The organism is Petrimonas sp. (genome assembly GCF_963921705.1).
GTDB classification, from domain to species: Bacteria; Bacteroidota; Bacteroidia; order Bacteroidales; family Dysgonomonadaceae; genus Petrimonas; species Petrimonas sulfuriphila.
The window spans coordinates 973,558-1,000,073 of the sequence record NZ_OY997410.1 but is presented as its reverse complement, the minus strand read 5'-3'; the positions used below and the strand labels follow the sequence as shown (position 1 = coordinate 1,000,073).

The following is a 26,516-nucleotide window of genomic DNA, read 5'->3' as shown; positions in this document are numbered from 1 at the left end:
AACAAAAATACAGTGTAATGGAGAACAGACGATTAAAAATGGGAATGGTCGGAGGCGGTATAACCGGCTTTATCGGAGCCATTCACCTTCGCGCAGCCTTGATGGAGAATATGGTAGAATTGGCCTGCGGATGTTTCAGCTCAAACCCGGAGGTATCGAAAGAATCGGGACGCACTTATTTCCTGCCGGACAATCGTATTTACAGCACCTACCGGGAGATGTTTGAGAAAGAAACGGACCTGCCGGAAAACGAAAGGATGGATTTCGTGGTGATCGTCACCCCCAACAAATACCATTTCGAACCGGCTATGATGGCCTTGGAAAGGGGCTTTCACGTGGTACTGGATAAACCCATGACATTCTCCCTTGAAGAAGCCAAAACACTTCAAAAAAAAGTGGAAGAAACCGGTTTGGTACTGGCTTTGACTCACGTTTACTCCGGATATCCCGCGGTAAAAGAGATGAAGGCGAGAATTGCCGCAGGAGAGCTGGGCAAGTTACGCCGTGTATACGTAGAATACCCTCAAGGCTGGCTGGCAGAACGTATCGAACTAACGGAAGGGAACAATGCGGGATGGCGTACCGATCCACAATTATCGGGGAAGGCAGGTTGTATGGGTGATATAGGAACCCATGCCTGGCATTTGTGCGAATACGTAACCGGATTAAAAGTGGTGGAACTTTGCGCCGAACTGAATACTTTCGTTCCCGGGCGTCCGATTGATGACGACGGAGTGGCCATGATGCGGATGGAAGAAGGGGTAAAAGCCCTGCTTTCGGCCAGTCAGGTTGCCGTGGGTGAAGCCAACAACATCAACATCCGTGTCTATGGGGAAAAGGGAGGAATACAATGGGTTCAGGAGCATCCCAACCAGCTTTTCCTAAAAAAAGGGAACAGCCCCGAGGAAGTGATGCATATCGGCGGGAACCATCCTTACCTGGGTAAAAATACCCGGTGGAACATACGTACGCCCGGAGGGCATCCCGAAGGTTTTATCGAAGCTTTCGCCAATATCTACCGTAACTTCGCGCTGACGGTGAAGGCAAAAATGAAAAAAGCCCCCCCCTCTGCCGATATACTGGATTTTCCGGACGTGTACGACGGTGTACGGGGTATGCAATTTATTGAAACGGTCGTGGAGTCAGGATGGAGCGACGGCCCAAAATGGATAAAGTGGAGGGAGTAGTATTCCATAAAAAACAGTAAATTTGCAGCAAAAAATTAAATCCAACATCGATGAGCAAAACAATCATCTCTTTTTTGAACGAAGCTGTTGAGAAGTACAGCGAACGTCCGTTTCTTTACGAAGCAAGAACAGGGACAGATTACACCTCACTCTCCTACAAGGAAGTCCAGGACAAAGCCAGGCAGTTCGCTGCCGGGTTAATGGCGTTGGGGATCGAGGCGGGCGACCGTGTCGCCCTGATTTCCGAAGGAAAAAACAACTGGGTGATAGGTGAGCTTGGGGTGCTGCATGCGGGGGCTGTCTGTGTTCCGCTTTCCGTGAAACTGGAAACGGAGCAAGACATCAGTTTTCGCGTGAATCATTCCGAATGTTGCGCGATTATGGCTTCCGATCAGCAAATAGCGAAAATCCGCCCGATGAAGGGAGCCTTTTCTACTGTCAGGCAGTACATCCTGCTTGACCCGGAAGAAACCTTGCAGGAAAATGAAACTTTGTTTAACTCCATAATCGAACAGGGAAAGAAGTTGCTGGCCAACAATCCGTCAGCGTTGGAAGAACGGATAAAAGCCGTTACTCCCGATTCACTGGCCAACATTTCTTACACCTCGGGAACAACAGCTAACCCGAAAGGGATTATGTTGTCACACGGCAACTACGTTTGTAACTCGGAACAGGCAGTGGAGCATTTAAACGGAATACCTTCCCATTTCAGGCAACTACTTATCCTTCCGTGGGATCATTCCTTCGGACACACCGCCGGAATTTATTCGTTCATGAAATGCGGAGCTTCACTGGCATCGGTAGCTATGGGTAAATCCCCTATGGAGGTTCTCCGGAACGTACCCAAAAGCCTGAAAGCGATTAACCCTCATCTGCTGATGAGCGTACCCGCACTGGCTTCCAACTTCCGAAAAAACATCGAAGCCGGAATTGAAAAGAAAGGTAAACTGACCAGTATGTTATTCCGGAAAGCCCTTAAAACAGCATATGCGTATAACAAAGAAGGCTTCAACAAAGGCTCCGGTGGACGTTTCTGGATGAAACCGCTTCTGGCCTTTTACGATAAAATCATCTTTTCAAAGGTACGTGAATCGTTTGCCAGCAATATGGAATTCTTCATTGGGGGTGGCGCCCTCCTCGATATTGAACTGCAACGCTTCTTCTATGCAATAGGCATTCCTATGTACCAAGGCTACGGCCTATCAGAAGCGACTCCCATCATCTCCGCCAATTGCCCTCATGCACACAAACTCGGTTCTTCAGGGAAACCGCTTCCGCATATGGATATAAAAATTGTGGACGACAAGATGCAGGTAGTTCCCACGGGGAAGAAGGGTGAGATCATTATCCGGGGCGGGAACGTGATGAAAGGATATTGGAAAAACCCCGAAGCCACGGCCGAGACCATTGTGGATGGATGGCTCCGGACAGGAGATATGGGATACATCGACAACGACGGATACCTGTATGTGCTTGGGCGCACAAAATCGCTGCTGATCAGCGATGACGGTGAGAAATTTTCTCCCGAAGGAATTGAAGAGTCCATCATGGCCCAGTCTCCGTTTATCAATCAGATTGTGTTGTACAACAACCAACGCCCCTATACCACAGCGCTTATCACCGTAAATCCCGTTGAATTAAAAAAGCGAACGTCAGACCCCTCGGAAGCGGCTCTACTTATTGAAAAGGAAATTGCGGAATACCTCAAGGGAGGAAAGAACGACGGGATGTTCCCTTACCGGTGGCTGCCTTCCGCATTTGCCGTGATTGAAGAACCCTTTACCGAAAAGAACGGCATGGTGAACTCCACGATGAAAATCGTAAAACACAAGGTCTATTCGGCATACGCATCGCGCATTGAAGAATTATACACACCTGCAGGGAAAAAATCAACATCACCGGCCAACCTGGAAGTACTGGGAAGACTGTTGAAAGAGAATTAAATGGTTTGATTCTCCTTTATTTTGTTTTCTGGATATGCCCGGGATTAAAATCGCATCCCTTGCACCCGCCACAAAACCCGGACTCCTTCTTCACAAAAAAGAAACGGTAAATCTCACGAACAACCACGATGGAGACAACAATGCCGATGATGATAACGATGAACAACTGTAAACTCATATTTTAACAACAAAGAATTGGACGGAAAGTTTAAATAAAGAAACGGCCGGTTTGATAAACCAGGAAAGCTATAAACCAGGCCAGCCCTGTCGAGTAGACCACGCTGAAAAGCGCCCACCTCCACGAATGGGATTCTTCTTTGATAGCAACTATGGTGGCAATACAGGGGAAATAGATCAGGATAAACAGCAAAAATCCGATAACGACCAGCGGTGAGAAAACAGGTGTCCCGTCCGGATGCTTCTCCTGTAAAAGCCGGGTTTGCAACGACTGCTGGTCCTCACTGTTACCGGTATAAAGCACCCCCATCGTACTGATTACAATCTCTTTTGCCGCCATTCCCGACAACAAGCTCACGGAAATTTTCCAGTCGAAACCAAGCGGGCGCATCAATGGCTCCATAAAATGGCCAATTTTTCCGATGTATGAATTTACCTGATGTTCGGTGTTCTTTGCGTGTTCAATTTCTATCACCCGGATCTCTTTTTCTGTCTGCGGTAAAACCAGGCTGTCGAGTTGTGCCAGTTGCCTGTCAAATTGCGCTTCGCGCTGTGCATCTTGCGGGAAATACCCCAGAAACCAGATAATGATGGAGGCAACCAAAATGGGACCGCCCATCTTCAGTAAATACTGCTTGGCCCTTTCCCACATATGAATCACTACCGATTTAAATGTAGGCATCCGGTAAGGCGGCAACTCCATCACAAACGGCGTATCTTCCTTGGTAAAAAATCGTTTACGGAGCAAAATCGCCGTCAGAATAGCCACAAGAACCCCTACGCTGTACAATCCGAGCATGACAAAACTGCCGTTCCGGGGAAAAAATGCACTTACAAATAAAATATAAACCGGCAATCGCGCACTGCACGACATAAAAGGAACAATCAGCATGGTAATCATCCGGCTGCTGCGGCTTTCGATTGTGCGGGTGGACATTACTGCAGGTACATTACACCCAAACCCCATGATAAGCGGAATAAACGATTTTCCGTGAAGGCCGATGTTATGCATCAGTTTATCCATGATGAACGCTGCCCGGGCCATGTATCCTGAATCTTCCATAAACGCGATAAACGCGTACAATATCACAATGTTCGGCAGAAAAACAATAACACCCCCCACTCCGCCGATAACGCCGTCTACCAGCAAATCCTTGAGTGGTCCTTCCGTCATATTTACACGAATCAAATTCCCTGCCTGGGCCACAATCCACTCAATCCACTCCATCGGATAAGCTCCAAGCCGGAATGTAGCTTCAAACATTATCCACAGAAAGACAAAGAAAAGCGGGAGCCCCAAATATTTATTCGTCAGGACAGCATCGAGCACAGTAGTTTTATCTTCGAATTTTGTTTTTTCGCTCAGTGTCTCTTTGAGTGCTCCTGCAATAAATCCATACCGGGCATTAGTAAAGGCCGACTCTGGGTCTTCTTTCAACAATCTTTCGATATATTCCCGTTCCTTGTTTCTACGAGCCAGAAGCTCCTTGCCTTTATCGTGCTCACGAATAGCATTTTCTACCTCTTTATCCCCCTCCAGCAACTTAATACCAACATAACGCTTCGGCATACCTAACGTCGAAAAGCCGTTGGATAATAAATCGCGACACATAAAGCCGATGGATTTCTCCAATACACGCCCGTAAGGAACCTTTACGTTGTGAGAGTTGTTGCCGGATTCGTAAATGCTAATCACATTTTCGAGCAATTCGGGAATACCGAACCCTTTCTTTCCCACCGTAGGAATAATAGGAACATTCAGCATTTCAGAAAGCGTCTGGTGCTTGAATAAGCGGCCGCTCTTCTCAAGTTCGTCGTACATATTGAGTGCTACTACCATTGGTTTCTCCAACTCAATAAGCTCGGTGGTAAGATACAGGTTTCTCTCCAAGGCCGATGCCGACACCACATTCACAATAACATCGGGTTTTTCTTCAAAAATATAACTTCTTACGTACAGTTCCTCGGGAGAATAAGCAGACAATGAATATGTTCCCGGAAGATCGGTCAATATAAACTTATAACCGTTGTGCCTCAGCGTTCCTTCTTTGGAATCGACCGTTACGCCGCTGTAATTTCCCACATGCTCGTGTGCCCCCGACGCAAGGTTGAAAATGGAGGTTTTTCCGGCGTTGGGGTTTCCAACCAACGCAACACGAATAACGTTATTATTTTCTTTCTTTAAATCGGATTCGTCAGAAAGTGGTGGATCGCGAAAGTCCGTCTCTTCAACCTCGTTTTCAGGCTCATCTGTTTTGTCATTGTCCACCGCATACACCACATCTTCTTTCAATTTCGAAATTTCAATCAATACGGCTTCACTGCGCCGCAACGAAACTTCATATTCCATTATGCCGTATTTGATAGGGTCTTTCAACGGGGCGTTCAGTATCGACCTCACCTCTTGTCCGCGCACGAAGCCCATTTCGAGAATCCGTTTCCGAAATGCCCCCGATCCATTTACTTTTACAATGAATGCCTTATCGCCGGTCTGTAGTTCTGAAAGTCGCATAAATAGCACAATCTCATTTCCGGATACAAAGGAACATATTTTTTGCCTAAAAAACGAGCTTTTAAGATATATTATTTATAATGAATTTAAATAGCACAAACAACTGAGCTATCGAAAGGTTGTCTACTCTACTGCCTGCTAAAAAGTCATTTTTTCTTTGTAATTTTGTACCTGTTCGAAAAAACATTTACAAAACATCATTATATGGCAACAAAATCGTTTCATTATCAAGACCCTTTCCCAATGTCGAAAGACACCACAGAATACTACCTACTGACCAAAGATCACGTATCGGTTTCGGAATTTGAAGGGAAAGAGGTATTGAAAATTTCTCAGGAAGGACTTACACTGATGGCACAGACGGCTTTTCGCGATGTGGAATTTCTGCTGCGTCCCGAGCATCAGGAACAGGTAGCCAAAATTCTTACCGACCCCGAAGCGAGCGATAACGACAAATACGTGGCGCTCACTTTCCTGCGCAATTCGGAAATATCGGCCAAAGGAATTCTGCCCTTCTGCCAGGACACGGGAACAGCAATTATTATGGGCAAAAAAGGGCAACAGGTATGGACGGAAGGAAACGATGAGGAAGCCCTCTCGCGTGGTGTTTACAACACGTTTATAAACGAAAACCTACGCTATTCGCAGAATGCGCCGCTCAACATGTATGACGAAGTGAATACGGGGACAAACCTCCCTGCTCAAATCGACCTGTACGCGGTTCAAGGGAATGAGTACAAATTCCTTTGTGTTGCCAAGGGCGGCGGATCAGCCAATAAAACATACCTGTATCAGGAAACCAAAGCGTTGCTCACCCCTGAAAAACTGGAAGCGTTCCTGACGGAAAAAATGAAATCGCTGGGAACTGCAGCCTGTCCGCCCTATCATTTAGCATTTGTCATCGGCGGCACCTCTGCCGAGGCCAACTTGAAAACTGTAAAACTGGCATCCACAAAATATTACGACAATCTCCCCACCGAAGGCAATGAATTTGGCCGGGCGTTCCGCGATATTGAAATGGAAGAAAAACTGAAGATCGCGTCTGAAAAGCTGGGACTGGGCGCTCAATTCGGTGGAAAATATTTTGCACACGACGTGCGCGTTATCCGCCTGCCCCGTCACGGAGCCTCTTGCCCCGTAGGAATGGGAGTGTCCTGCTCGGCCGACCGCAACATCAAAGCAAAAATCAACAAAGAAGGTATCTGGATTGAGAAAATGGAAGACAACCCAACCCGCCTTATCCCCGAGTCAATGCGTCAAGCCGGTGAAGGCGGCGGCGTGAAGATCGACCTCAATCGTCCGATGCCGGAAATCCTGGCGGAACTGTCCAAATACCCGGTTTCAACGCGGCTGTCGCTTAACGGCACCATTATTGTCGGGCGCGACATAGCACACGCCAAGCTCAAAGAGCGGATCGACCGCGGAGAAGGTCTTCCACAATACATCAAAGACCATCCCATCTACTATGCCGGGCCGGCAAAAACGCCCAAAGGCTATGCTTCGGGATCCATGGGACCGACCACGGCAGGGCGGATGGATTCCTACGTAGACCTGTTCCAATCGCACGGCGGCAGCATGATCATGCTCGCTAAAGGGAACCGCAGCCAGCAGGTGACTGATGCTTGTCAGAAACACGGAGGGTTCTATCTGGGCAGCATAGGGGGTCCGGCGGCCATTCTGGCACAAAATAGCATCAAGAGCCTCGAATGCGTGGAATATCCCGAACTGGGCATGGAAGCCATCTGGAAAATCGAAGTGGAGGATTTCCCCGCTTTCATTTTGGTGGACGACAAAGGGAACGACTTCTTCAAAGTAGTTACCCAACCCAATTGCGCATTGGGATAACTTCTTAAAAACATTTTCATTTCATATTATTTTGTACCTTTGCCTCGCAGAACAGCGACGTAAAATTGGTAATGAAGATTGCTTTTATAGGTGCCGGCCAAGTTTCAACCGCTTTAGGATTGTATTTCAAAAACAACGGTTTTGAGATAGGAGGTTATTATAGCCGAAGTTGTAAAAGCACCGAAAGGGCGGCCCGGCTGACCCATTCCCATCCTTATGCATCTGCAGGGGAGCTGATCAATGACAACCAGATGATATGGATCACGACACCCGATGACCAGATTGAAGCCGTTGTCCGGCAAATCACCCTTCTCCCTCCCCCCCGGAAGGACGAAAAGCTGGTCTTGCACGCCAGCGGCGCATATCCTCTTTCCATATTGAACCCGCTAAAAGAAAACGGCTATCAAACGGCTTGCGCACATCCGCTTTTAGCATTCGGCGATCCCGTTGTAGCGCAGGAAAAATTAGGCAACGTATGGTTTGCCATCGAGAAGCCGGGGGAAGATAACGGACAATTGACCGGCTTTTTCAAGGCGTGCGGAAATCAAACGTTCACCGTAGACCCCGGCAAGAAATCCCTTTATCACGCGGCCGCCTGCGTTTTGTCGAACTACCTGGTAACGCTGTTGGATGCCTCCTTTGCGATTTTCGAGAAATCGGGCATGCCCCGAGACAATATTCAGGAAGCAGCCCGGCCTTTATTGGAAAGCGTTATCCTTAACCTGAAAGGGAAAGATCTTAAAGATGCGCTTACCGGTCCCATTAAGCGAGGCGACAAAAACACCGTCCGGATGCATTTGGAAAGTTTGAATGCTCTTATGCCGGAAATGACAGCGTTATACACGCTGATGGGAAGGAAAACCATGCAGCTGTTGGGCGATTATTCGCTGGAAGAAGTACTTAACACCCCGCTCTCTAAGCAATAAAAAATATGGCACAAAAATTTACTGTAAAATCCTTTCAGGAAGCGAAAGACAATAACCGGAAAATAAGTATGCTCACCGCCTATGATTATTCGATGGCGAAAATAGTGGATGCCGCGGGAATCGATTCCGTCCTGGTTGGCGATTCACTGGGAATGGTCTTCCAGGGAAACGAATCAACGCTCCCGGTTACTCTTGACGAAATGATATATCACACAAAAGCCGTTGTCCGGGGTGTGAAAAATGCGCTGGTAGTCGCCGACATGCCTTTTTTATCCTATCATGTTTCAAAAGAAGAAGCTGTGCGGAATGCAGGCAGAATGATCAAGGAAGGTGGTGCTGAAGCCGTCAAGATGGAAGGCGGCTCACTTTTCTCGGAAACAATAAAAGCCGTTGTGGATGCACAAATTCCGGTAATGGGACATATCGGGTTAACACCGCAGTCGGTCAACGCTTTCGGCGGGTTTAAAGTACAGGGAAAAGACGAACAAAGCGCAAAGAGAATCTGGGAAGATGCCAAATTGCTGGAGGAAGCTGGCGTTTTTGCCATCACACTGGAATGCATTCCCGACAAGCTGGCCCAACTGATCACAAAATCCCTCCGCATCCCGACCATAGGCATAGGAGCCGGAAAAAGTTGTGACGGCCAGGTATTGGTAATCAACGATATGCTAGGAATGTTCAGCGATTTTGTTCCCCGGTTTGTAAAGCAATACGCAAAGCTGAACACCGAAATTACGGCAGCTGTCCAAGATTACATTGCAGAAGTCCGGGAAGGCGACTTTCCGGCCGGAGAACACACGTTTGATATGGATGCGGATATTCTGGAAAAGCTGTATTGAAGAGCAAGGAGCAAAGAACAAAGACAATAGACAATAGACAGTTTAACGTTCATAATTCGTAAAATGATCATTACAACCGTAAAAGAATTGAGGGAGTATCTCGGTGCGCAACGCACATCGGGAAAATCCATAGGCTTTGTCCCGACCATGGGATTCCTGCACGAAGGGCATCTCTCGCTTATCCGTAGGGCAAAAGCCGAAAACGATACGGTAGTCGTCAGCGACTTCGTTAATCCCACCCAGTTTGCCCCCAACGAAGATTTCGAATCCTATCCCCGGAACATTGAACGCGACGAACAACTCGCCACAGGTGCCGGAGCTGATGTGGTGTTCTATCCTTCCGCGGAAGAGATCTATCCCCGGGGAAGTTCCACTTTTGTGGAAGTCGCCGGCGACATCACCCGGGTACTTTGCGGAGCTTCACGCCCGGCTCATTTCAAAGGTGTTACAACGGTTGTGGCCATTCTCTTCAATATCGTTCAGCCGCGAAGGGCCTATTTCGGACAAAAAGATGCACAACAGGCGGCTATTCTGATAAAAATGGTAGCCGATTTGTACATGGACATCGAGCTAATCGTCTGTCCGATTGTCAGAGAAGAAGACGGGCTGGCCATGAGTTCGCGCAACACCTATTTATCGGCTACCGAAAGGGCGCAAGCTGTCATATTGAACAAAGCGCTGCGGGAAGGACAGGCGGCATTCGAAAAAGGGGAAGACAACGTCGAAAAACTGATACGGCAAATTACCGGTAAGATAAACGAAGCGCCGCTTGCCTGCATCGATTACGTAAGCATATATGCATATCCGTCGTTAAAAACGATAGAGACCGTCAGCGACAAAGCGCTTGCGGCTGTTGCAGTAAGATTCGGCAAAACAAGATTAATCGACAACATAATTTTAGAAAAATAGATGCAACTCACTTTATTGAAAGCAAAACTTCATAGGGCGACCGTTACGGAAGCCAATCTCAATTATACGGGCAGTATCACCATCGATAAAACCTTGCTTGAGCAAAGCGGAATTTTGGTTTGGGAAAAGGTTAGCGTGGTGAACAACAACAACGGGCAGCGGTTTGAGACCTACGTCATCGAAGGAGAGGCAGGCAGCGGCACCATTTGCCTGAACGGCGCGGCAGCCCGGTTGGTACAACCCGGCGACAAAATCATCATCATGGCATATGTTTCCCTGTCGCCCGAAGAAGCAAAAGAGCACAAACCCGGTGTATTTATTTTGGATGAGGACAACCGGATAACCGAAAGGATATAATTTATGCTGAATATAGCCATCACGGCAGGCGGAACATCGGAGCATATCGATGGAGTGCGGAGGCTGACCAACATCAGCACCGGACTGCTTGGCTGGTATTGCCTGGAAACAATCCTGGACTACTTTTGCGCTGAAAAACGTTCCGATTTCCACGTAACTTATCTCTTCACCGAAACGGCTTTCAGGAAGGCGTTAGATAAAGAGCAACTTCCGTTCGTGGACTTTGTCCCCGTCACCGATGCGGAAAGTGTTTACCATGCCGTGGATGCGTTAACCAAAAGTGTTCCGGTAGATTTCTTCATCCATTCCATGGCCATATCCGATTTCACGCTTGCCTATGTCGCAAGTACGGAGGAATTGGCAAAAGAAATAAACAGCTTGCCGCCATACAGCGGTGACGCTGGAGCGACCGTGAGAGAAGTGCTCGAAAATCCGGAAAACAGGTATAGCCTGACGGAAAAAATTCCGTCGGACCACAACATTATTCTGGGTCTGAGACGCACCCAAAAAGTGATTCCGCTAATTAAACGAAACAATCCGAATACCTTTCTGGTGGGATTCAAACTGCTGAAAGATGTGCCGGAAGAAGAACTGATCCGGGTTGCCAACCAACTTGCCGGAGAAAACGGATGTGACATGGTTTTTGCCAACGAACTGGCGCAACTGGGGGAGAGCAATCATCTCGGCATGTTGATAAGATCGGGGAAAGTCGTTGACCGGCCGATCGGGAAGAAACAAATAGCAGAAGCTATTGTAAGGGAAATGATGAAACAAGGAGGAAATAAATGAAAACGATCGTTATCGGAGTTTCAGGCGGAATTGCCTGCTACAAAGCCGTAGAAATTGTCAATCAGCTGAAAAAGAACGGGCACAACGTGGAAGTGATCATGACCCGATCCGCCCAGGAGTTTGTCACGCCGCTCACTTTTAGAACTATGTCGCACAATCCGGTTGTCACTGACATGTATGACCCGGTACGGGAATGGGACACCAAGCATATCGACCTGGCCAAGGCAGCCGACCTGTTCGTCATTGTGCCCGCCACAGCCAACATTATCGGGAAGATCGCCTCGGGAATTGCAGACGACATGCTCACTACCACCGTGATGGCAGCCCGAAGCCCGGTACTTATTTTCCCTGCCATGAACACCTTTATGTATGAAAATCCGATTGTTCAGGACAACATCGAAAAACTGAAAAAATGGGGATACCACGTCTATGAAACTGCTGAAGGCGAGCTTGCCTGCGGTGATTTCGGAAAAGGGAAACTACTGCCATGGGAGGAAATCGTGAAGATTATCGAAGAGTTTGATTTACCCGATGACTGATACATAATACCGCAACTCTTATTTTTCCCGGGTTCAGAACGGGAACACCAAAGGCAAGGCAAACACCATAATTACCATGTAGAAAACCTGCAGCGGTAATCCCACCCTAACGTAATCCACAAAGCTGTACCGGCCTGCCGATACAACCATGGCGTTGGGCGGTGTGGAAAAAGGACTTGCAAAACACATACTGGCAGCAACCGCTACCGCAACCAGGAAAGGATAAGGGCTGACACCCAACGCAACGGCAGCCTGCAGTGCAATGGGCGCAAACAAAATAGCCGTTGCCGTGTTGCTGATAAACATCGTGAGAATGGAGGTACCCAAATAAATTCCGGCCAATACCAAATAAGGGCCACGACTTCCCAGCGAACCGACTATGCCCGAAGAGATAAGTTCTGATGCTCCGGTTTTCTCCATAGCCGTAGCCAAAGGCATCATGGCGGCAAACAAGATGACGCTTTCCCAGTTAATCGTACGATAAGCATCGCGTACGCTTCGAAAACATCCCGCAAGGATCATGGCGACAGCAGCCATCAATACCGCCACCACAGGCGGAAAAAAGTTAAAGATCATCGCAACAACCATCAATCCCATAATAATTCCCGCAACGGGTGCTTTGTCTTCAAGCGTTACCTTGGATGCCTCTGCCGAGGGTTGCCCGATGACTACAATTTCAGCTTGCAAACGGCTTAACCTGTCAATGTCTTCCCACGCACCCTGGACCAACAACATATCGCCCGACTGTATTTTTTCGTCTTTCACATTTTGCACCAGATAGCGCGTCTTGCGTTGTATGCCGATAATATTTACGTTGTAGTTCTTCCGGAAACCCGACTCCCTTACCGGGTGACCAATGATGTTGGAGTTGGCAAGCACAACCACCTCGGCCATACCAATCTCATCGAACTTCAGTTTTCCCGAAAAAGTAGGCATGGAGTCGTCGGAGGACTGATCGATGAATTTAAGGCCTTTCTCTTCAGCAAAGCGGGCAACGTTAACAAAATCGCCAATCAGATACAACACGTCGTTATCGCCAAGTACGGTTCCGGCCTCGGGCAGTTCCTGGGTAACGGTTTTCTTGAACGGGGACGTCGACCTGCGGCGTATTTCGGCGATAGTCACTGCATACTGTTTCGTAATATCGAGTTCGGAAAGTTTTTTCCCGACCACCGGAGATTTCCCGTTCATCTCCACTCTGTACATGTTTTCTGCCAAACGGTATTCCGTAACCAATTGCTTGGGAGACTTCACTGTCGAACGGTTGTCATCGTCGTCTTTCTTCCTTTTTTTATCAAGTGTTTTGCTCAAAGGCCATAATAATAAAATTCCGCAAAACAACAAAATTATTCCTACGGGTAATGTGGTAAAAAACGAAAATCCACGATGCCCAGACTCAACAAGCGTATTATGTACGATAAGGATTGGCGGCGTACCAATAAGTGTCATCATACCACCTATGCTGCTGGCGAAAGCCATCGGCATCAACAAACGCCGGACACTCATGTTGGAGGAGGTGGCCATACTCACCACGATGGGCATAAGCAGCGCTACCGTCCCCGTATTGCTCAACACAGATCCGATAAGCGCTGTTACGGATACGACAAGTAAAAATAACTTGTAGTCACTGTTTCCGGCAAAGCGCAACAACCCTTTACTTACTCTAGCGGCCAGTCCCGTTTGAAAAATGGCGCCACCCACGATAAATAGCGCCGCAATCATGATCACAATGGGATTTGAAAATCCGGACAGCGCCTCTGTAGGTGTAAGAATACCTGTGAGTAAAAGGCCCAGCAATGAGCAAAGCGCTACAATATCGGAACGTATTTTCCCCCAAACAAACAGAGACGCTGTTGCAATCAATATAATGAAAGTAATAACCATATTATAAAAATGAACAATCCAACATTTTCAAAAATGTTTTTTCATCGATAACCTTGATCCCCAGTTTTTCGGCTTTTTCTAATTTTGCTGGCCCCATATTTTCTCCGGCAAGGATGTAATCAGTATTTTTAGATACCGACCCGCTGTTCTTTCCTCCGTGTTGCAAAATCATTGCCTTATATTCGTCGCGCGAATGTAACTCAAATGTTCCGCTTATCACCACGGTGAGTCCCGCCAGCTTATCCGTTCTTGTCGCCAGGGCTTCTTCACTCAGTTGAAATTGCAAGCCATGCGCACGAAGTCTGTTCACAAAATCCGCGCATCCGGAATTTTCGAAAAAGTCTTTTACACTCCGGGCAATGCGGTCGCCGATTTCCTCCACCGACGTTAGTTTTTCCACCGTTGCAGCTGCAAGCAAATCGATATCGTGAAAGGCCAATGCCAGCTTCTGAGCAACGGTCTCTCCCACAAAACGAATTCCGAGAGCAAACAATACCCTTTCGTAAGGGACTGTCTTCGATTTTTCAATGCTTGCCAGCAGGTTATTAGCACTGGTTTCCCCCCAACGCTCCAGGCTCACCAGGTCCTCGAATTGCAACGCGTATAAATCGGCAGCATCCCTGATCAGGCCTTTATCATAAAGCAGCCCTATGGTTTCCGGGCCCATAGTGATGTTCATTGCCCTACGGGTAACAAAATGCTCGATACGTCCTTTTATCTGTGGCGGACAATTTTCGCTATTGGGGCAGTAGTGCACGGCCTCATCCTCGTTCCGTATCAACGGAGTGTCGCAATCGGGGCAACGGGTAACAAACTGTACCTTATCCCCGATAAGGAAGCGGGCCTCTTTATCCACTCCTGTGATCTTGGGTATGATTTCACCGCCTTTTTCCACGTAAACCCTGTCGCCGATGTGCAGATCAAGTGCAAGAATGGCATCTTCGTTGTATAAGGAAGCCCGTTTTACGGTTGTTCCCGAAAGCAAAACAGGTTCAAGGTTGGCTACGGGTGTTACTGCACCGGTGCGTCCCACCTGGTAAGTAACGGACTCCAGACGGGTAAGGGCCTTCTCGGCATTGAATTTGTAAGCAATGGCCCACCGGGGGAACTTGGAGGTTGAGCCGAGATTGCGTTGCTGCGAAAGGGAATCTACTTTCAGCACCACGCCATCGGTAGCAACAGAAAGGCTTTTACGCGCCACGTCCCAGTATTTCAAAAACTCGAAAACCTCTTCCAACGAACAACACTTTTTCATCGTAGCGGATACATTCAGCCCCCATTTGCGGGCAAGTTCCATATTTTCGAAATGACTGTCTGACGGCAATCCTTCTCCCATCAGGTAATACACAGACGACTCCAGTTTCCTGGCTGCAACCACTTTTGGATCCTGCATCTTAAGTGTGCCCGATGCTGCATTGCGGGGATTAGCGAAAAGTGGTTCTTCCTGTGACTCGCGCTCCCTGTTCAGTTCCTCAAAAACACTCCAAGGCATCAAGATTTCGCCCCGCACTTCAACATACCCGGGGATATTGTCACCTTTGAGCACCAACGGGATGTTTCGCACGGTACGGACATTAGCCGTAACATCATCGCCTTGCTTGCCGTCGCCCCGGGTAATAGCCTGTGATAACCTGCCATTTTCGTAAACGAGTGAAATCGATGTCCCGTCGAATTTCAACTCACATACAATTTCAAAATCCTCGTTCAGTGAGCGCTTTACACGATTGAAAAAATCGGCAATCTCCTCTTCGGTGTAAGTGTTTTGCAGCGACAACATCGGATATCGATGCTGCACCTGAACAAAGTTCTTGTTAATATCGCTTCCCACCCGCATCGTGGGCGAATTGGGATCGTAAAACTCAGGATACTCCTTTTCCAATTCCGCCAGTTGCTGCATCAATGCATCAAAATCAATATCGGAAATGGTAGGTTGCGACAGTACGTAGTAATTGTAATTATGCTCGTGTAACTGTTTGCGGAGGGTTTCCAACTTATCTTTAGCCGCCGAATTTCCGCCAACCGATGGAGATTCTGCAGGTTGTATGTTGTTATTTGAAAACAAATCCTTCATTAAAATATCTTTTATCTTGATTCTTGATTCTAATGAAATATTCTCATCCACGGATAACGGGTTGTTTTCCTATTCTTTGGTGTAAAATTACCGATCGATGCAGAAACGGTAAGCATCTGCTGAAACAACACGTTGCCTTCGGTGAAATGCAGGTTGCAGTTGAACCGTGCCTTTACAAAATCCGACTCTATCAGGCGGATGTACCATTCACTTTCGGCATACGACTTTGCCCGAAGGAATTGTGTTCCCCAATAGAGGTTCCCTCCAAAGGTACCGGCCAATCTCATGCGCGGCTCCCCCCGGTAAAATGTATTTTTTGTGCCGATTCCCCACATTTCGGCATCGCCGCGGGCAACGAACCCGACAGGCTTGTACCGTTCGCTTTCGAACCGACGATCTCTTTCGTATCCCATCAATGTTCCCACAGCGATTAATCCTTTAAACCCGTCTTCTCCTTCGTAATCCAGCCCGGTTGTCGCCTGCAGCTGCAGATTCTCGCTCACACCCTCACCCGGCGTCGCAGGCTTTGTGTTGGAGTAGTGAAACATGTACGACTGAAAATCGGCAAAGAGAAGTCCATTGGATATTTTTCCTGATAATCCTACAAAAAAATGTTCGTGCTTGGTGCGTGTGGCATATCCTGTTCTGTCGAACCACAAGTTGAGAAAATTCCGGTTGCTTCCGATTTGCCAAAACACTCCCTGCATTAACGGCACAAAATGATTCACTGAATCCTTAAAAAAGAAATTGTTGTAATTCCCCAACACTTCGCTCCGCGGAAAAGAACCGGCGCGAAACACCATAGCCGGCGATTTATATTGATAACACAAGGAAACTTCCACTTTATCGACAATTTTATCCATCCCTGGGATTTTCAGCAGATTTACGCCGGCACGAATGGAGTGTTTCTCTCCCCAACCGATGCTTCCCATCGGATTAAGCCAGATTCCATTCATGGTTTCGGAATCGGTAAACGACGATTTCCCGTATTCCGTATTATCGAAAAAATAGTCTAACCCCACTTTCCACCGATATTCCTGGGCATAAACCGAAGAACAAAAAAACACCACTAGAAAGAAGAGAAACCTGTGTTTCATATTGTTCGTTTTTCGACGGTAAAGATAAGGAAAATTCCCTATATCTTCTTATGTACCCACTTCTTGCTTCGCAAATAAAACAGAGAAAAAAACATCAGTTGCCCCCAGTAGACATGTTCGGTGGTCCATGCCCAACCGACCGACAACCGGAGGTAAACAACAATAAGCCATGTATATAAAACATACCCCGATAAAGTGATGATTTCATAAAACAATGCCCGCTGCGTATTTCCTGTCCCCGAGACTGCACTGAACAACACCGTCCCTATTGCATAAAAAGGCAGGGAGGTCAACAGCACGTACAACGGCGCTACCGTATCGTCAATAAGAGAAGTATCGTTCGTGTAAATATGAATCATCAGGCGGGGTGCAACCGCTACGATGAGAATGATGGCAAGCATCGAAAACAAACTGATAAGGGTAACCCGCTTGATCAAATTCAGCACTTCATTCTGCCGCCCGGCGCCGATAGTATTGCTTACCATGGTGTTCACTGCCGAACCCAACGCATGAGACGGAATGGTGACGATGGTGTATAAGCTGCGCACAATATTGGTCACAGCTAAAGAACGCTCACCCAGGTAGTTTTCTATAAACACAAAAAACATCAACCAGGTCACGATGGATAACAGATACTGAAGCATCATATATATGGAAATATCCAACACTTTTTTTACAACCGACCACTTAAACGTAATTCTCCGGAAACCGTACTTCTCCAGGTCGACTGTTTTTCGTGTATAAACAATGAAAAACAATGTGGATGACGCTTCGGCAATAACCGATGCCAGCGCAGCACCGCCAATTCCCATTTCAGGCAGTCCGAAGTTTCCGAAAATCAGTCCATAGTCGAGCACCAGATTCACCAGAGCCATGACCAGTGAATTTATCGTAAGGACCTTGGTACGGGCAATACCGATGTAAAACGCCCGGAAAGTGCTGTTTGCAAAAGCGAAAACAAAGCCATAGACGCGCCAGTCGAGATAATCGGAAACAGCCTCACTCACATTTTCCGATTCAAACAAGCGCATCAGGGTATCGGAGAATCCAAGCTTGAACACCGCGATCAACAACAGCGCCGGAACAAGAAGGAATAAAATCCCCTGAATGACAATTTCACCGATTTGGTGGAATTTTTTTTCGCCGTTTCTCCTGCCGATCAGGATCTGGCTTCCCATACTGAATCCGAAACCTATCGTGTAAATGGCAATGTAAATAATCCCGGCCAGAGCAGATGCGCCCAACTCCACCTCTCCCACCCGGCCGAGAAAGGCAGTATCTATTACCTGAATGATATTCTGCGCCAGCAAACTGAGCAGGATAGGTAAACTTATTTTTACTACATGTTTATTGGAATACACCGGTTTCTTTCCGTCATTTATTTCAGCGTGCAAAGCAACGAATTTTTTGCGGAATAAAAAAGTGAAACGTCAATTCATTTACCGAATATCTTCGGCTTGTCGTTTGCATAAATAACTGAAAATCAAAAATAAATAAAAAACATCCGAAAACATTTTGCAGTTATGCGGATTTTTTTTATTATCTTTGTAAAGAATTTGAAGAAAATTAATTAAATGAGTCAAAAAAGAATTCTCTACATCACGCAGGAAATTTTTCCTTATTTACCGGAAACACAAATCTCGCACCTATCGAGATATCTACCCCAAGCCATTCAGGATAAAGGTCACGAAATCCGTACGTTCATGCCTAAGTTCGGCAACATCAACGAACGCAGGAACCAGCTGCACGAAGTGATCCGCCTTTCGGGAATGAACCTGATCATCGACGATTCGGACCATTCACTGATTATCAAGGTGGCTTCCATCCAGTCGGCTCGCATGCAGGTTTACTTCATCGATAACGACGATTTCTTTCAAAACCGTGAGACGCTTACTGATCAGAAGGGAGAGGAATACGATGACAACGATGAACGAAGCATCTTTTTTGTCCGCGGCGTACTGGAAACCATCAAAAAACTGCGTTGGGTTCCCGACATCATTCATTGCCACGGCTGGTTTACCGCATTGGCGCCTATTTATATCAAGAAAGGATACAAAGACGATCCCTGCTTAAAGAACGCCAAAGTTATTTATTCCGTTTACGACGAGAACTTCGAAAAACCTTTTAACGAAGGTTTTTCAGAAAAACTTCGTTTCGATACCATTGGAGACAAAGAGATCGAAGATGTGAAAAAACGGGGAAAAATGGATTTCGTAAACCTCACAAAACTGGCCATCGATTATTCGGACGGAGTTGTTCAAGGCAGTGAAAACATTCACAAAGAGCTGGACAAGTACATTATCGATAGAAAAACACCTTACTTGGGATATACTTCCGATTTTGAGAATAACGTGGAAAAAATCGGTGAGTTCTGCGATAAGATCGACGCCTAAATTGTATTAAAAAAAATCCATTAAGCAGATATTTTTTATTCTGATAGACAATTATCATTAAAAAAAACAAGAAAGCCCGTTAAGGGCTTTTTTTTCAGATATTTTTTTCAGATATTTGCGTTCATAATTTTTTGAAACGAATGAAACTTCAAACCTTATACAAACTATTATTCATTGCCATTGTTGCCGTTCTCGCTTCCTGCGTTGACACCCTGGATAAAATAGGATTCACCATTCAACCGGAAAACGACAGGGTTTCAGTGGGTACGGACACGTTGTATGTCTCATCCCGAACCATACAAGTGGATTCTGTTTTTTCCAGGACCAAATACCCCATCCTTGGAGAATATATCGATCCGGTTTTCGGTTCTATCCGGTCTGAATATGTGGGTGAATTTTATTATCCTGAAAGTCAATTATTTAAAGATGGAGCCGTCATTGACTCTGTCCGATTGACCGTTTCCTATTCCTCCATAATCGGTGATTCCCTGGCACCCATGAGACTGGCCGTATACAAGGTCATTGAGGAACTACCTAAAAATAAGGATTACACCAATTTCGATCCCAGGACGAAATCGGACATGAGCAACCCGCTCGGTACAAAAACGTTTACCGGCAAAAACAACACCTACCGTACAGAAACATATTATACAGGTAACACCACCCAAACCGTCAAAATTTACGAGATTTATACGGAGTTGCCCAAATCTATAGGACAATCGTTTCTGGATGAATTTAAAAAACCGGATCACGGCGAACTGAAAAATACGGATACTTTCAGGAAATTTTTCCCGGGTTTATACATCACGACAAACTTTGGTAACAGCACGATCCTGAACGTAAACCTGACATCCCTGAACATTTTCTACAAGTACCTCGATCCAAAAGGTTCTTCACAAAAAACAGATACGATACGCACCTCCGAGTTCCGGTTGAACATTACTCCCGAAGTGACGCAAATCAATCACATACAAAACAACAACGACCAGTTGCTAGCTCCGAACGACAAGGGCACTTTCGTAAAGAGCCCCGCAGGAGTAAACACAGAAGTCACTTTCCCCATATCCGAAATATACTCAAAACTTACCAACCGATCGCTAAATCAGGCGCGACTCATGGTTTACGCCTTGCCCGAAGCGAACCAGGATGAGAAGGTGAAATTATCTCCTCCCGACCACTTGCTTCTGGTCAATAAGGATTCGCTGAAAGGGTTCTTTGAAAACAGAAGACTGCACGACAACGTAACCAGTTTTTACGCTTCTTTTGACAAAGAGACTTATTCCTACAATTTCGGGAATATTGCGGCAATGATTAACTACTACAAAAGACAGAAGAAGGAAGCGTTCGACCTCACCTATTACCTGGTCCCGGTGGACATCACTTTCACCACGACAGGCGGCTCCTATTATTCACCGGGAACAAGTACCCCCACGGCTATTTACAACCAGATGAAACCGTCGGCGGTAATGCTCGAGAATAAACCGGAAAAACTGAAACTGGACATCATTTACAGCTCCTTTTAGTTAAGACAAGAGAGTCAAGAGAATATAAGACTGCGGGCTGTAAATTTTCATTGGCAGCCCGTTGTTTTTTATAAAAGCGGTCAAATAAAAACCATTCTCCAACAGCTAGATCACCTACAATCTTGATTCTCAAAACAACAAACCCTGCTCCAGGTCCCTTTTTCGTCCCAAATGCCGGTAAGCGAGTTCTGTAGCTTCACGTCCCCTCGGCGTACGCTTAAGGAATCCTTCTTTGATGAGAAACGGTTCGTAAACCTCTTCGATGGTCCCGGCATCATCCCCTACGGCCGTAGCAATGGTCGTAATCCCAACGGGACCTCCTTTGAATTTATCAATAATGGTGAGAAGTATTTTATTGTCAATCTCATCAAGCCCGTAACGGTCTATATTCAGCGCTTCCAGGGCATAGGACGAAATGGCCTTGTCTATTTTACCCGATCCCTTCACCTGGGCGAAATCGCGGACACGGCGAAGAAGCGCATTGGCAATACGCGGAGTGCCGCGGCTTCTCGAAGCGATCTCTTCAGCCGCATTTCGGGCACAAGCGATATTCAAGATGTTGGCTGAGCGGAGAATAATACCCGTAAGGGTATCCGCATCGTAATATTCCAAGTGCATATTAATGCCAAAGCGGGCCCGTAGCGGGCTGGTCAGCAACCCGCTTCTCGTGGTTGCACCGATCAGCGTGAACGGATTCAAATCGATCTGGATGGAACGGGCACTCGGTCCTTTATCAATCATTATGTCAATCCTATAGTCCTCCATCGCACTGTAAAGATATTCCTCCACCACAGGCGACAGGCGGTGAATCTCATCAATAAACAGCACATCATTCGTTTCCAGCGAGGTAAGAATCCCTGCCAGATCACCGGGCTTATCCAAAACCGGGCCCGACGTGACCTTGAACCCTACACCCAGCTCGTTGGCGATAATATTCGACAGGGTGGTTTTTCCCAATCCCGGAGGACCGTGCAGCAACACATGATCAAGCGATTCGCGGCGCATGCGCGCAGCACTGACAAAGACCCTGAGATTCTCAACAATTTTATCCTGCCCGTTAAATCCGTTAAATGTCAGCGGACGCAACGCGTTTTCGTATTCCCGGTCGTTTTCCTGAAAGCTTTTATTTACGTGTATGTCGAATGGCTCTTGCATAGTTGAATGTGCAAAAGTAGCTAAAAATAGTGATTTTAGGAAATTCCACCCTCCGTTTGTTGGGAACCGTAGATTCAACTCGCAAATGCAATTTTATTTTCCAAAGATGCAAAAAATAATTGAGCCGGTGTTTTATAGTTCAATTTTTTTCTTGGTCTTCGGTTTAATTTGTATTGTATCTCCTTCACTTTTTCACTATTAACATCATTAAAGTCAGTTCCTTTCGGGATGTATTGGCGTACGAGTTTATTGGTGTATTCGTTCAATCCTCTTTCCCAGGAACTGTATGGATTGGCAAAGTAAAAATCAATATCCAAAGCGCTTGCAATGGCTTTGTGTTCTGCAAACTCCTTGCCGTTATCGGATGTTATGGTGTGAATCTTTCCTTTATAAGGCATTAACAGACGGATGACAGTCTCCTTTACTGCCTCGGCATTCTTCCCCTTTTCCAATTTTTCCATTAGCACAAACGCCTTGGTTCGCTCCACGATGGTTAAGATGGCACCCTTGCCGTCTTTGCCGATTACGGTATCGATTTCCAAATCTCCAAATCGTTTTTTCTGGTCTACGATTGCCGGTCGGTGTTCAATCCCCACCCTGTCTTTAATGTGTACCCGGGTATCCGATACCGGGCGTCTTCTGTGCTTGAGCTTGTGGCGTAAGAAAGTGTATAAATCTCCTCCTTGCGCCTTGTCTTTGCGAATGTGCTGATAAATCCTTTCCACGCTTACCATCTCAATGCCGTTGACTTTGCAATAGCCGTTAATCTGTTCGGGAGACCACTGTTCTTCCCGTAGTTTTTTGTCAATGAACCGCTGCATGGATGAACTGAAGCTACGCTTGCGCTTGAAGCGTTCCTTGCGTTCATCGGCAAGCATTTGAGCGCGAGCCGCAGAATACTTCCCACGCTTGGCTTTATTGCGGGACAACTCCCGACTTATGGTTGATTCCGATACTCCTACAATCCCTGCAATCTGTTTTTGTGTACTTCCCCTTTGAAGTAGAGCTGATATTTGGTATCTTCGCTCTACGGTCAATTGTTTAAATTTTTTCATAATACAACTATTATAAACATTTTGGCCAACTTTCCCAAGGGAACGCGTTCCCTTGGGAATCTTTTTGACCATTAATAAATGATATTTAGTTGCATTTACTAATTGAATTTACGGAACTTTTCCAGGCGTCGAGGTTTCTTTTTAATCCGGCAAATTTCGCTCTTTTTACCGCCGATCTCCGGAAAATCCGCCGGTAGGTATCTTCATCCATCTCCTGCAGCCTTTTGTAATCGAGCGAAAGGAATTCATCCGAGGGATTAAATTCCGGCGTACTGTGCGGCCGGGCATACCGGTTCCAGGGACAGACAACCTGACAGATATCACAACCGTATACATTATTACTCAAACGCGGAACAATCTCGGACGATATTTCACCCTTATTTTCAATGGTTTGGTACGATATACACTTCCGGGCGTTCACCCAGTGCGGTTTTTCAATGGCTCCGGTGGGACAGGCGTCCAGGCAACGACGGCATTTCCCGCAATTTTGTGATATGGGTGAATCGTAATCCAGTTCAAGATCAACAATAAGCTCTCCCAAAAAAAAATAAGACCCTTTTCCGGGAATGATCAGCAAGGTGTTTTTGCCCACAAACCCCAATCCGGAACGTGCCGCCCAGAAACGTTCCAATACAGGAGCAGAGTCTGAGAAATAACGCCCCGACACCCCGGGAAAACGAAGCTTTATGAAATCGAAAAGCCGGCTGAGCTTCTCTTTGACTATATCGTGATAATCCTCACCGTAAGCATAATACGCAAACTGGGGAGCATCTTCATGCTGAAAACGATGGGGGAAGTAATTCAACGCAACCGAGATAATTGATCTGGCTCCTTCAACCATCAGCCGGGGATCCATTCGCTTATCAATATTCCGCTCCAGGTAATCCATTCCGGCATGACATTCTTCTGAGAGCCAGCTCCTGTAATGGGCTTCCTGCTCACTCTCTTCGGCGCGGCAAATACCGCAGGCATCAAAACCCAGCGAGAGGGCATGCTGTTTTATTTCTTCGGAAAAAGTCATTTAAAGATAAGAACCATGAGCCAGGAACAGTTTCTAAAAATCAAAGATAAGAAAACTATAGTATTAATGAATAAGCACATCAACAAAAAGTCTTTTGTCTGAAAAAAACCTTACTTTTGCATAAACTTAATCCCGATATGGCAGATTCAGCCTTAAAGAAAAAAACTACCGTCTCTCTTTTTTGGAGCTTTCTCGATAAGTTTGGGCAGCAGATGCTCAACTTTGCCAGTATGCTGATACTGATGAATATCGTTGCCGCTGAAGATTACGGCTTGGTTGGCTCCTTGGCAGTCTTTGTGGCATTCTCTACCATCCTGATCGACAGCGGATTCGGGCGAGCACTTCTGAACCGGAAAGACCTGACGCAAACGGATTACACCACCGTTTTTTATTTCAACATTTCACTGAGCTTTGTCCTTTATTTGCTCTTCTTCTTTACCGCCCCTCTGCTGGGAAAGATGTTCCATGCCCCCGCGATCACAAGCGTTGTCCGGATCCTGTTCTTGTCGCTCATTTTTAACGCATTTGGCTTAATCCACCAAACCATTCTCACGAAAAAAGCTAATTTCAAGGGGCTCACCCAGGTAAATACACTCTCACTCCTTTTTTCCGATGTAGTGGCCGTTGTAATGGCCATTGCCGGGTACGGTGTATGGGCACTGGTAGCCCAGACACTTCTCTATGCTTTTTTCCGCTCCCTTTTTTTGTGGGTCTACTCCCCCTGGCGGCCTATCGCCCGTTTCAGCAGAAAGAGCTTGGGCACATTTTTTGCTTTCAGCAACAAATTGCTGTCCGCATCGGTTATTTCAACTACGGTAAACAACATTTACCCGAGTTTGATCGCAGCTTTCTACCCGATGAGTCAGGTGGCTTACTTCAATCAGGCAAAAAAGTACCAGGACATTCCGTTTCTTACACTGGCAAACACCTTTCGTACCGTAGCAATGCTTATTTTATCGGAGATAAACGAACAAACGGAACGGTTAAAGCGAGTGGTCAGTAAGATCATAAAATCCATAGCATTCCTATCATTCCCCATCGGACTTACCATGATTGTGATTGCAGAACCAACGTTTCACCTCCTTTTCAAAGAGAAATGGCTGGCAGCTGTTCCTTATTTTCAAATTCTTACGTTCGCAGGAATGCTTTCTCCTTTTATTTTTATCTTTCAAGAATTGTTTATAGCTAAGGAGAACTCCAAGTTCTTTCTGGGCATTGAAGTGGCAAAAGGGGTTTTGCTGATTTTACTGATCGTTCTTCTTTTTCCGCATGGAATCACCGCTTTAGCCGTTAGCTGGATAATCTACATGGTTATTTCACTGATAATTTCCGTAATGTTGACGGGAAAACTTATCCGATACACCCTTTTTCACCTGATTAAGGATATAGGGCCTTATTTACTCCTGGCAATTATCAGTTCTGCCGTGTCCTTCCTTCTTACAATGAAAATAGGGAACAACGTTGTTTTTATAATCCTCAACCTGGTTATCACGGGCACGTCATACATTCTTCTCTGTAAGCTATTTAAACTGGAGATGCTGAAAGAGATTGAGTATTGGTTCGAAAAAAGAAAAAAAGAAAAAAAATGAAAGAATTTTTGTTATATGTTCGCTTCGCGATTGATTATGCATTAAACAACAAGACATTATCGCACATAAAACAGTTCAGCCGCTGGTATAAAGATAAAAAATCAGGTGACACTACCTTGAACCGCCGGTCACCCTGGATGACCTACGATGCCGTTGATTTTCTTTCGGCGACATGCCGGCCCGGCATGAGCGTTTTTGAATGGGGGTCGGGCGGGTCCACCCTGTTTTTTGCTTCACGCTGCAAACAGGTGCACACCGTTGAGCACGATCCGGACTGGAAAGGTTTTTTGAATAAGAAAATCGAAGAACTGGATTTAAAAAACGTAAGTATCCAGGAAATCACGGGAAAGCCTATTGCTGACTTCAACGAAAGGGACTACCGGAACCCCGACGATTTTGTATCGAAAGATAAAAAATCAGCAGGACTCTCCTTCGAAGACTACGTAAAAGCAATTGATACTTTTCCGGAAGAATATTTCGATTTGGTCGTTGTGGACGGAAGGGTTAGAAACTGTTGTGTGAAAAGAGCAATTCCTCATGTGAAAAAAGGAGGTTACCTGATTGTGGACAATACCGACAGGAGCTATTACCTTGCCCCTTTTCCCGAGCTTCAGGATCCTTCCAAATGGAAAAAGACCGAATTTCAAGGTCCGGTCTTTTTCCAGCACGCATTCAGCAAGACTTCGTTCTTCAAAAAGGCCTGAA

22 protein-coding genes are annotated in these 26,516 nt (G+C 46.3%); 13 read left to right on the top strand and 9 right to left on the bottom strand.

Annotated elements, in window-relative coordinates; genetic code table 11:
* Positions 1 to 17: 17 nt before the first annotated feature.
* Positions 18 to 1,187 (top strand): Gfo/Idh/MocA family protein, encoded by a 1,170-nt coding sequence (locus AACM02_RS04160; protein WP_214062985.1) that lies wholly within the window; start codon positions 18 to 20, stop codon positions 1,185 to 1,187.
* Between the two features lie 50 nt (positions 1,188 to 1,237).
* Entirely contained in the window at positions 1,238 to 3,130 is a 1,893-nt protein-coding gene (locus AACM02_RS04155; RefSeq protein WP_339116148.1) for an AMP-binding protein, read from the top strand.
* 16 nt (positions 3,131 to 3,146) lie between these two features.
* On the opposite strand, the gene AACM02_RS04150 is transcribed toward AACM02_RS04155, so the two are convergent.
* Positions 3,147 to 3,308 carry a FeoB-associated Cys-rich membrane protein gene (locus AACM02_RS04150; RefSeq protein WP_214062165.1) on the bottom strand — a complete coding sequence of 54 codons (162 nt, stop codon included), beginning with the start codon at positions 3,306 to 3,308 and terminating at the stop codon, positions 3,147 to 3,149.
* A gap of 30 nt (positions 3,309 to 3,338) precedes the next feature.
* A complete protein-coding gene (feoB, locus tag AACM02_RS04145; protein WP_339116147.1) occupies positions 3,339 to 5,819 on the bottom strand; it encodes a ferrous iron transport protein B in 2,481 nt (826 codons plus the stop codon).
* A 204-nt stretch (positions 5,820 to 6,023) separates the two neighbouring features.
* Between feoB and AACM02_RS04140 the strand changes: the two genes are divergently transcribed.
* The 7 genes from AACM02_RS04140 (at position 6,024) to coaBC (ending at position 12,023) form a co-directional block, all read left to right on the top strand.
* Complete coding sequence (locus AACM02_RS04140) at positions 6,024 to 7,664, top strand: fumarate hydratase (protein ID WP_332457132.1); 1,641 nt, start codon at positions 6,024 to 6,026, stop codon at positions 7,662 to 7,664.
* Between the two features lie 71 nt (positions 7,665 to 7,735).
* A complete protein-coding gene (locus AACM02_RS04135; RefSeq protein WP_214062313.1) occupies positions 7,736 to 8,590 on the top strand; it encodes a Rossmann-like and DUF2520 domain-containing protein in 855 nt (284 codons plus the stop codon).
* A 5-nt stretch (positions 8,591 to 8,595) separates the two neighbouring features.
* Complete coding sequence (gene panB / locus AACM02_RS04130) at positions 8,596 to 9,429, top strand: 3-methyl-2-oxobutanoate hydroxymethyltransferase (protein ID WP_339116146.1); 834 nt, start codon at positions 8,596 to 8,598, stop codon at positions 9,427 to 9,429.
* A 63-nt stretch (positions 9,430 to 9,492) separates the two neighbouring features.
* Positions 9,493 to 10,338, top strand: coding sequence for a pantoate--beta-alanine ligase (gene panC / locus AACM02_RS04125; RefSeq protein ID WP_214062315.1), 846 nt, complete (start codon positions 9,493 to 9,495; stop codon positions 10,336 to 10,338).
* On the top strand, positions 10,339 to 10,695 hold the full coding sequence (gene panD / locus AACM02_RS04120) for an aspartate 1-decarboxylase (RefSeq protein ID WP_214062316.1): 357 nt from the start codon (positions 10,339 to 10,341) through the stop codon (positions 10,693 to 10,695).
* Positions 10,696 to 10,698: 3 nt separating this feature from the next.
* A complete protein-coding gene (locus AACM02_RS04115) occupies positions 10,699 to 11,484 on the top strand; it encodes a phosphopantothenoylcysteine decarboxylase (protein ID WP_339116145.1) in 786 nt (261 codons plus the stop codon).
* Positions 11,481 to 12,023, top strand: coding sequence for a bifunctional phosphopantothenoylcysteine decarboxylase/phosphopantothenate--cysteine ligase CoaBC (gene coaBC / locus AACM02_RS04110; protein ID WP_339116144.1), 543 nt, complete (start codon positions 11,481 to 11,483; stop codon positions 12,021 to 12,023). The genes AACM02_RS04115 and coaBC overlap by 4 nt, the downstream gene beginning before the upstream one ends.
* Positions 12,024 to 12,056: 33 nt before the next feature.
* On the opposite strand, the gene AACM02_RS04105 is transcribed toward coaBC, so the two are convergent.
* The 4 genes from AACM02_RS04105 to AACM02_RS04090 are packed head-to-tail and all read right to left on the bottom strand — an operon-like array spanning position 12,057 to position 18,436.
* The gene (locus tag AACM02_RS04105; RefSeq protein WP_339116143.1) at positions 12,057 to 13,907 is read right to left on the bottom strand and encodes an SLC13 family permease; all 1,851 of its coding nucleotides are present in this window, start codon (positions 13,905 to 13,907) and stop codon (positions 12,057 to 12,059) included.
* Position 13,908: 1 nt separating this feature from the next.
* The gene (gene ligA / locus AACM02_RS04100) at positions 13,909 to 15,978 is read right to left on the bottom strand and encodes an NAD-dependent DNA ligase LigA (protein ID WP_339116142.1); all 2,070 of its coding nucleotides are present in this window, start codon (positions 15,976 to 15,978) and stop codon (positions 13,909 to 13,911) included.
* Positions 15,979 to 16,007: 29 nt separating this feature from the next.
* Complete coding sequence (locus tag AACM02_RS04095) at positions 16,008 to 17,075, bottom strand: hypothetical protein (protein WP_339116141.1); 1,068 nt, start codon at positions 17,073 to 17,075, stop codon at positions 16,008 to 16,010.
* A gap of 38 nt (positions 17,076 to 17,113) precedes the next feature.
* Positions 17,114 to 18,436: an MATE family efflux transporter gene (locus AACM02_RS04090; RefSeq protein WP_339117428.1), complete on the bottom strand. Its 1,323-nt coding sequence runs from the start codon at positions 18,434 to 18,436 to the stop codon at positions 17,114 to 17,116.
* Between the two features lie 213 nt (positions 18,437 to 18,649).
* Here AACM02_RS04090 and AACM02_RS04085 point away from each other — a divergent pair, with 213 nt between their 5' ends.
* On the top strand, positions 18,650 to 19,468 hold the full coding sequence (locus AACM02_RS04085; RefSeq protein ID WP_339116140.1) for a glycogen/starch synthase: 819 nt from the start codon (positions 18,650 to 18,652) through the stop codon (positions 19,466 to 19,468).
* A 140-nt stretch (positions 19,469 to 19,608) separates the two neighbouring features.
* Positions 19,609 to 20,991, top strand: a complete 1,383-nt coding sequence (locus tag AACM02_RS04080; protein WP_339116139.1) for a DUF4270 domain-containing protein — start codon at positions 19,609 to 19,611, stop codon at positions 20,989 to 20,991.
* A 129-nt stretch (positions 20,992 to 21,120) separates the two neighbouring features.
* Here the strand turns inward: AACM02_RS04080 and ruvB are convergent, their stop codons facing one another.
* From ruvB to queG, 3 genes are all read right to left on the bottom strand, one after another.
* The gene (gene ruvB / locus AACM02_RS04075) at positions 21,121 to 22,146 is read right to left on the bottom strand and encodes a Holliday junction branch migration DNA helicase RuvB (RefSeq protein WP_332457143.1); all 1,026 of its coding nucleotides are present in this window, start codon (positions 22,144 to 22,146) and stop codon (positions 21,121 to 21,123) included.
* A gap of 74 nt (positions 22,147 to 22,220) precedes the next feature.
* The gene (locus AACM02_RS04070) at positions 22,221 to 23,201 is read right to left on the bottom strand and encodes an IS30 family transposase (RefSeq protein ID WP_076932160.1); all 981 of its coding nucleotides are present in this window, start codon (positions 23,199 to 23,201) and stop codon (positions 22,221 to 22,223) included.
* Between the two features lie 85 nt (positions 23,202 to 23,286).
* Positions 23,287 to 24,222: a tRNA epoxyqueuosine(34) reductase QueG gene (queG, locus tag AACM02_RS04065; RefSeq protein WP_339116138.1), complete on the bottom strand. Its 936-nt coding sequence runs from the start codon at positions 24,220 to 24,222 to the stop codon at positions 23,287 to 23,289.
* Between the two features lie 137 nt (positions 24,223 to 24,359).
* On the opposite strand from queG, the gene AACM02_RS04060 reads away from it, so the two are divergent.
* Together AACM02_RS04060 and AACM02_RS04055 are read left to right on the top strand one after the other, a co-directional pair.
* A complete protein-coding gene (locus AACM02_RS04060; RefSeq protein ID WP_332457145.1) occupies positions 24,360 to 25,811 on the top strand; it encodes a lipopolysaccharide biosynthesis protein in 1,452 nt (483 codons plus the stop codon).
* Complete coding sequence (locus AACM02_RS04055) at positions 25,808 to 26,515, top strand: hypothetical protein (protein WP_339116137.1); 708 nt, start codon at positions 25,808 to 25,810, stop codon at positions 26,513 to 26,515. The genes AACM02_RS04060 and AACM02_RS04055 overlap by 4 nt, the downstream gene beginning before the upstream one ends.
* Position 26,516 lies beyond the last annotated feature (1 nt).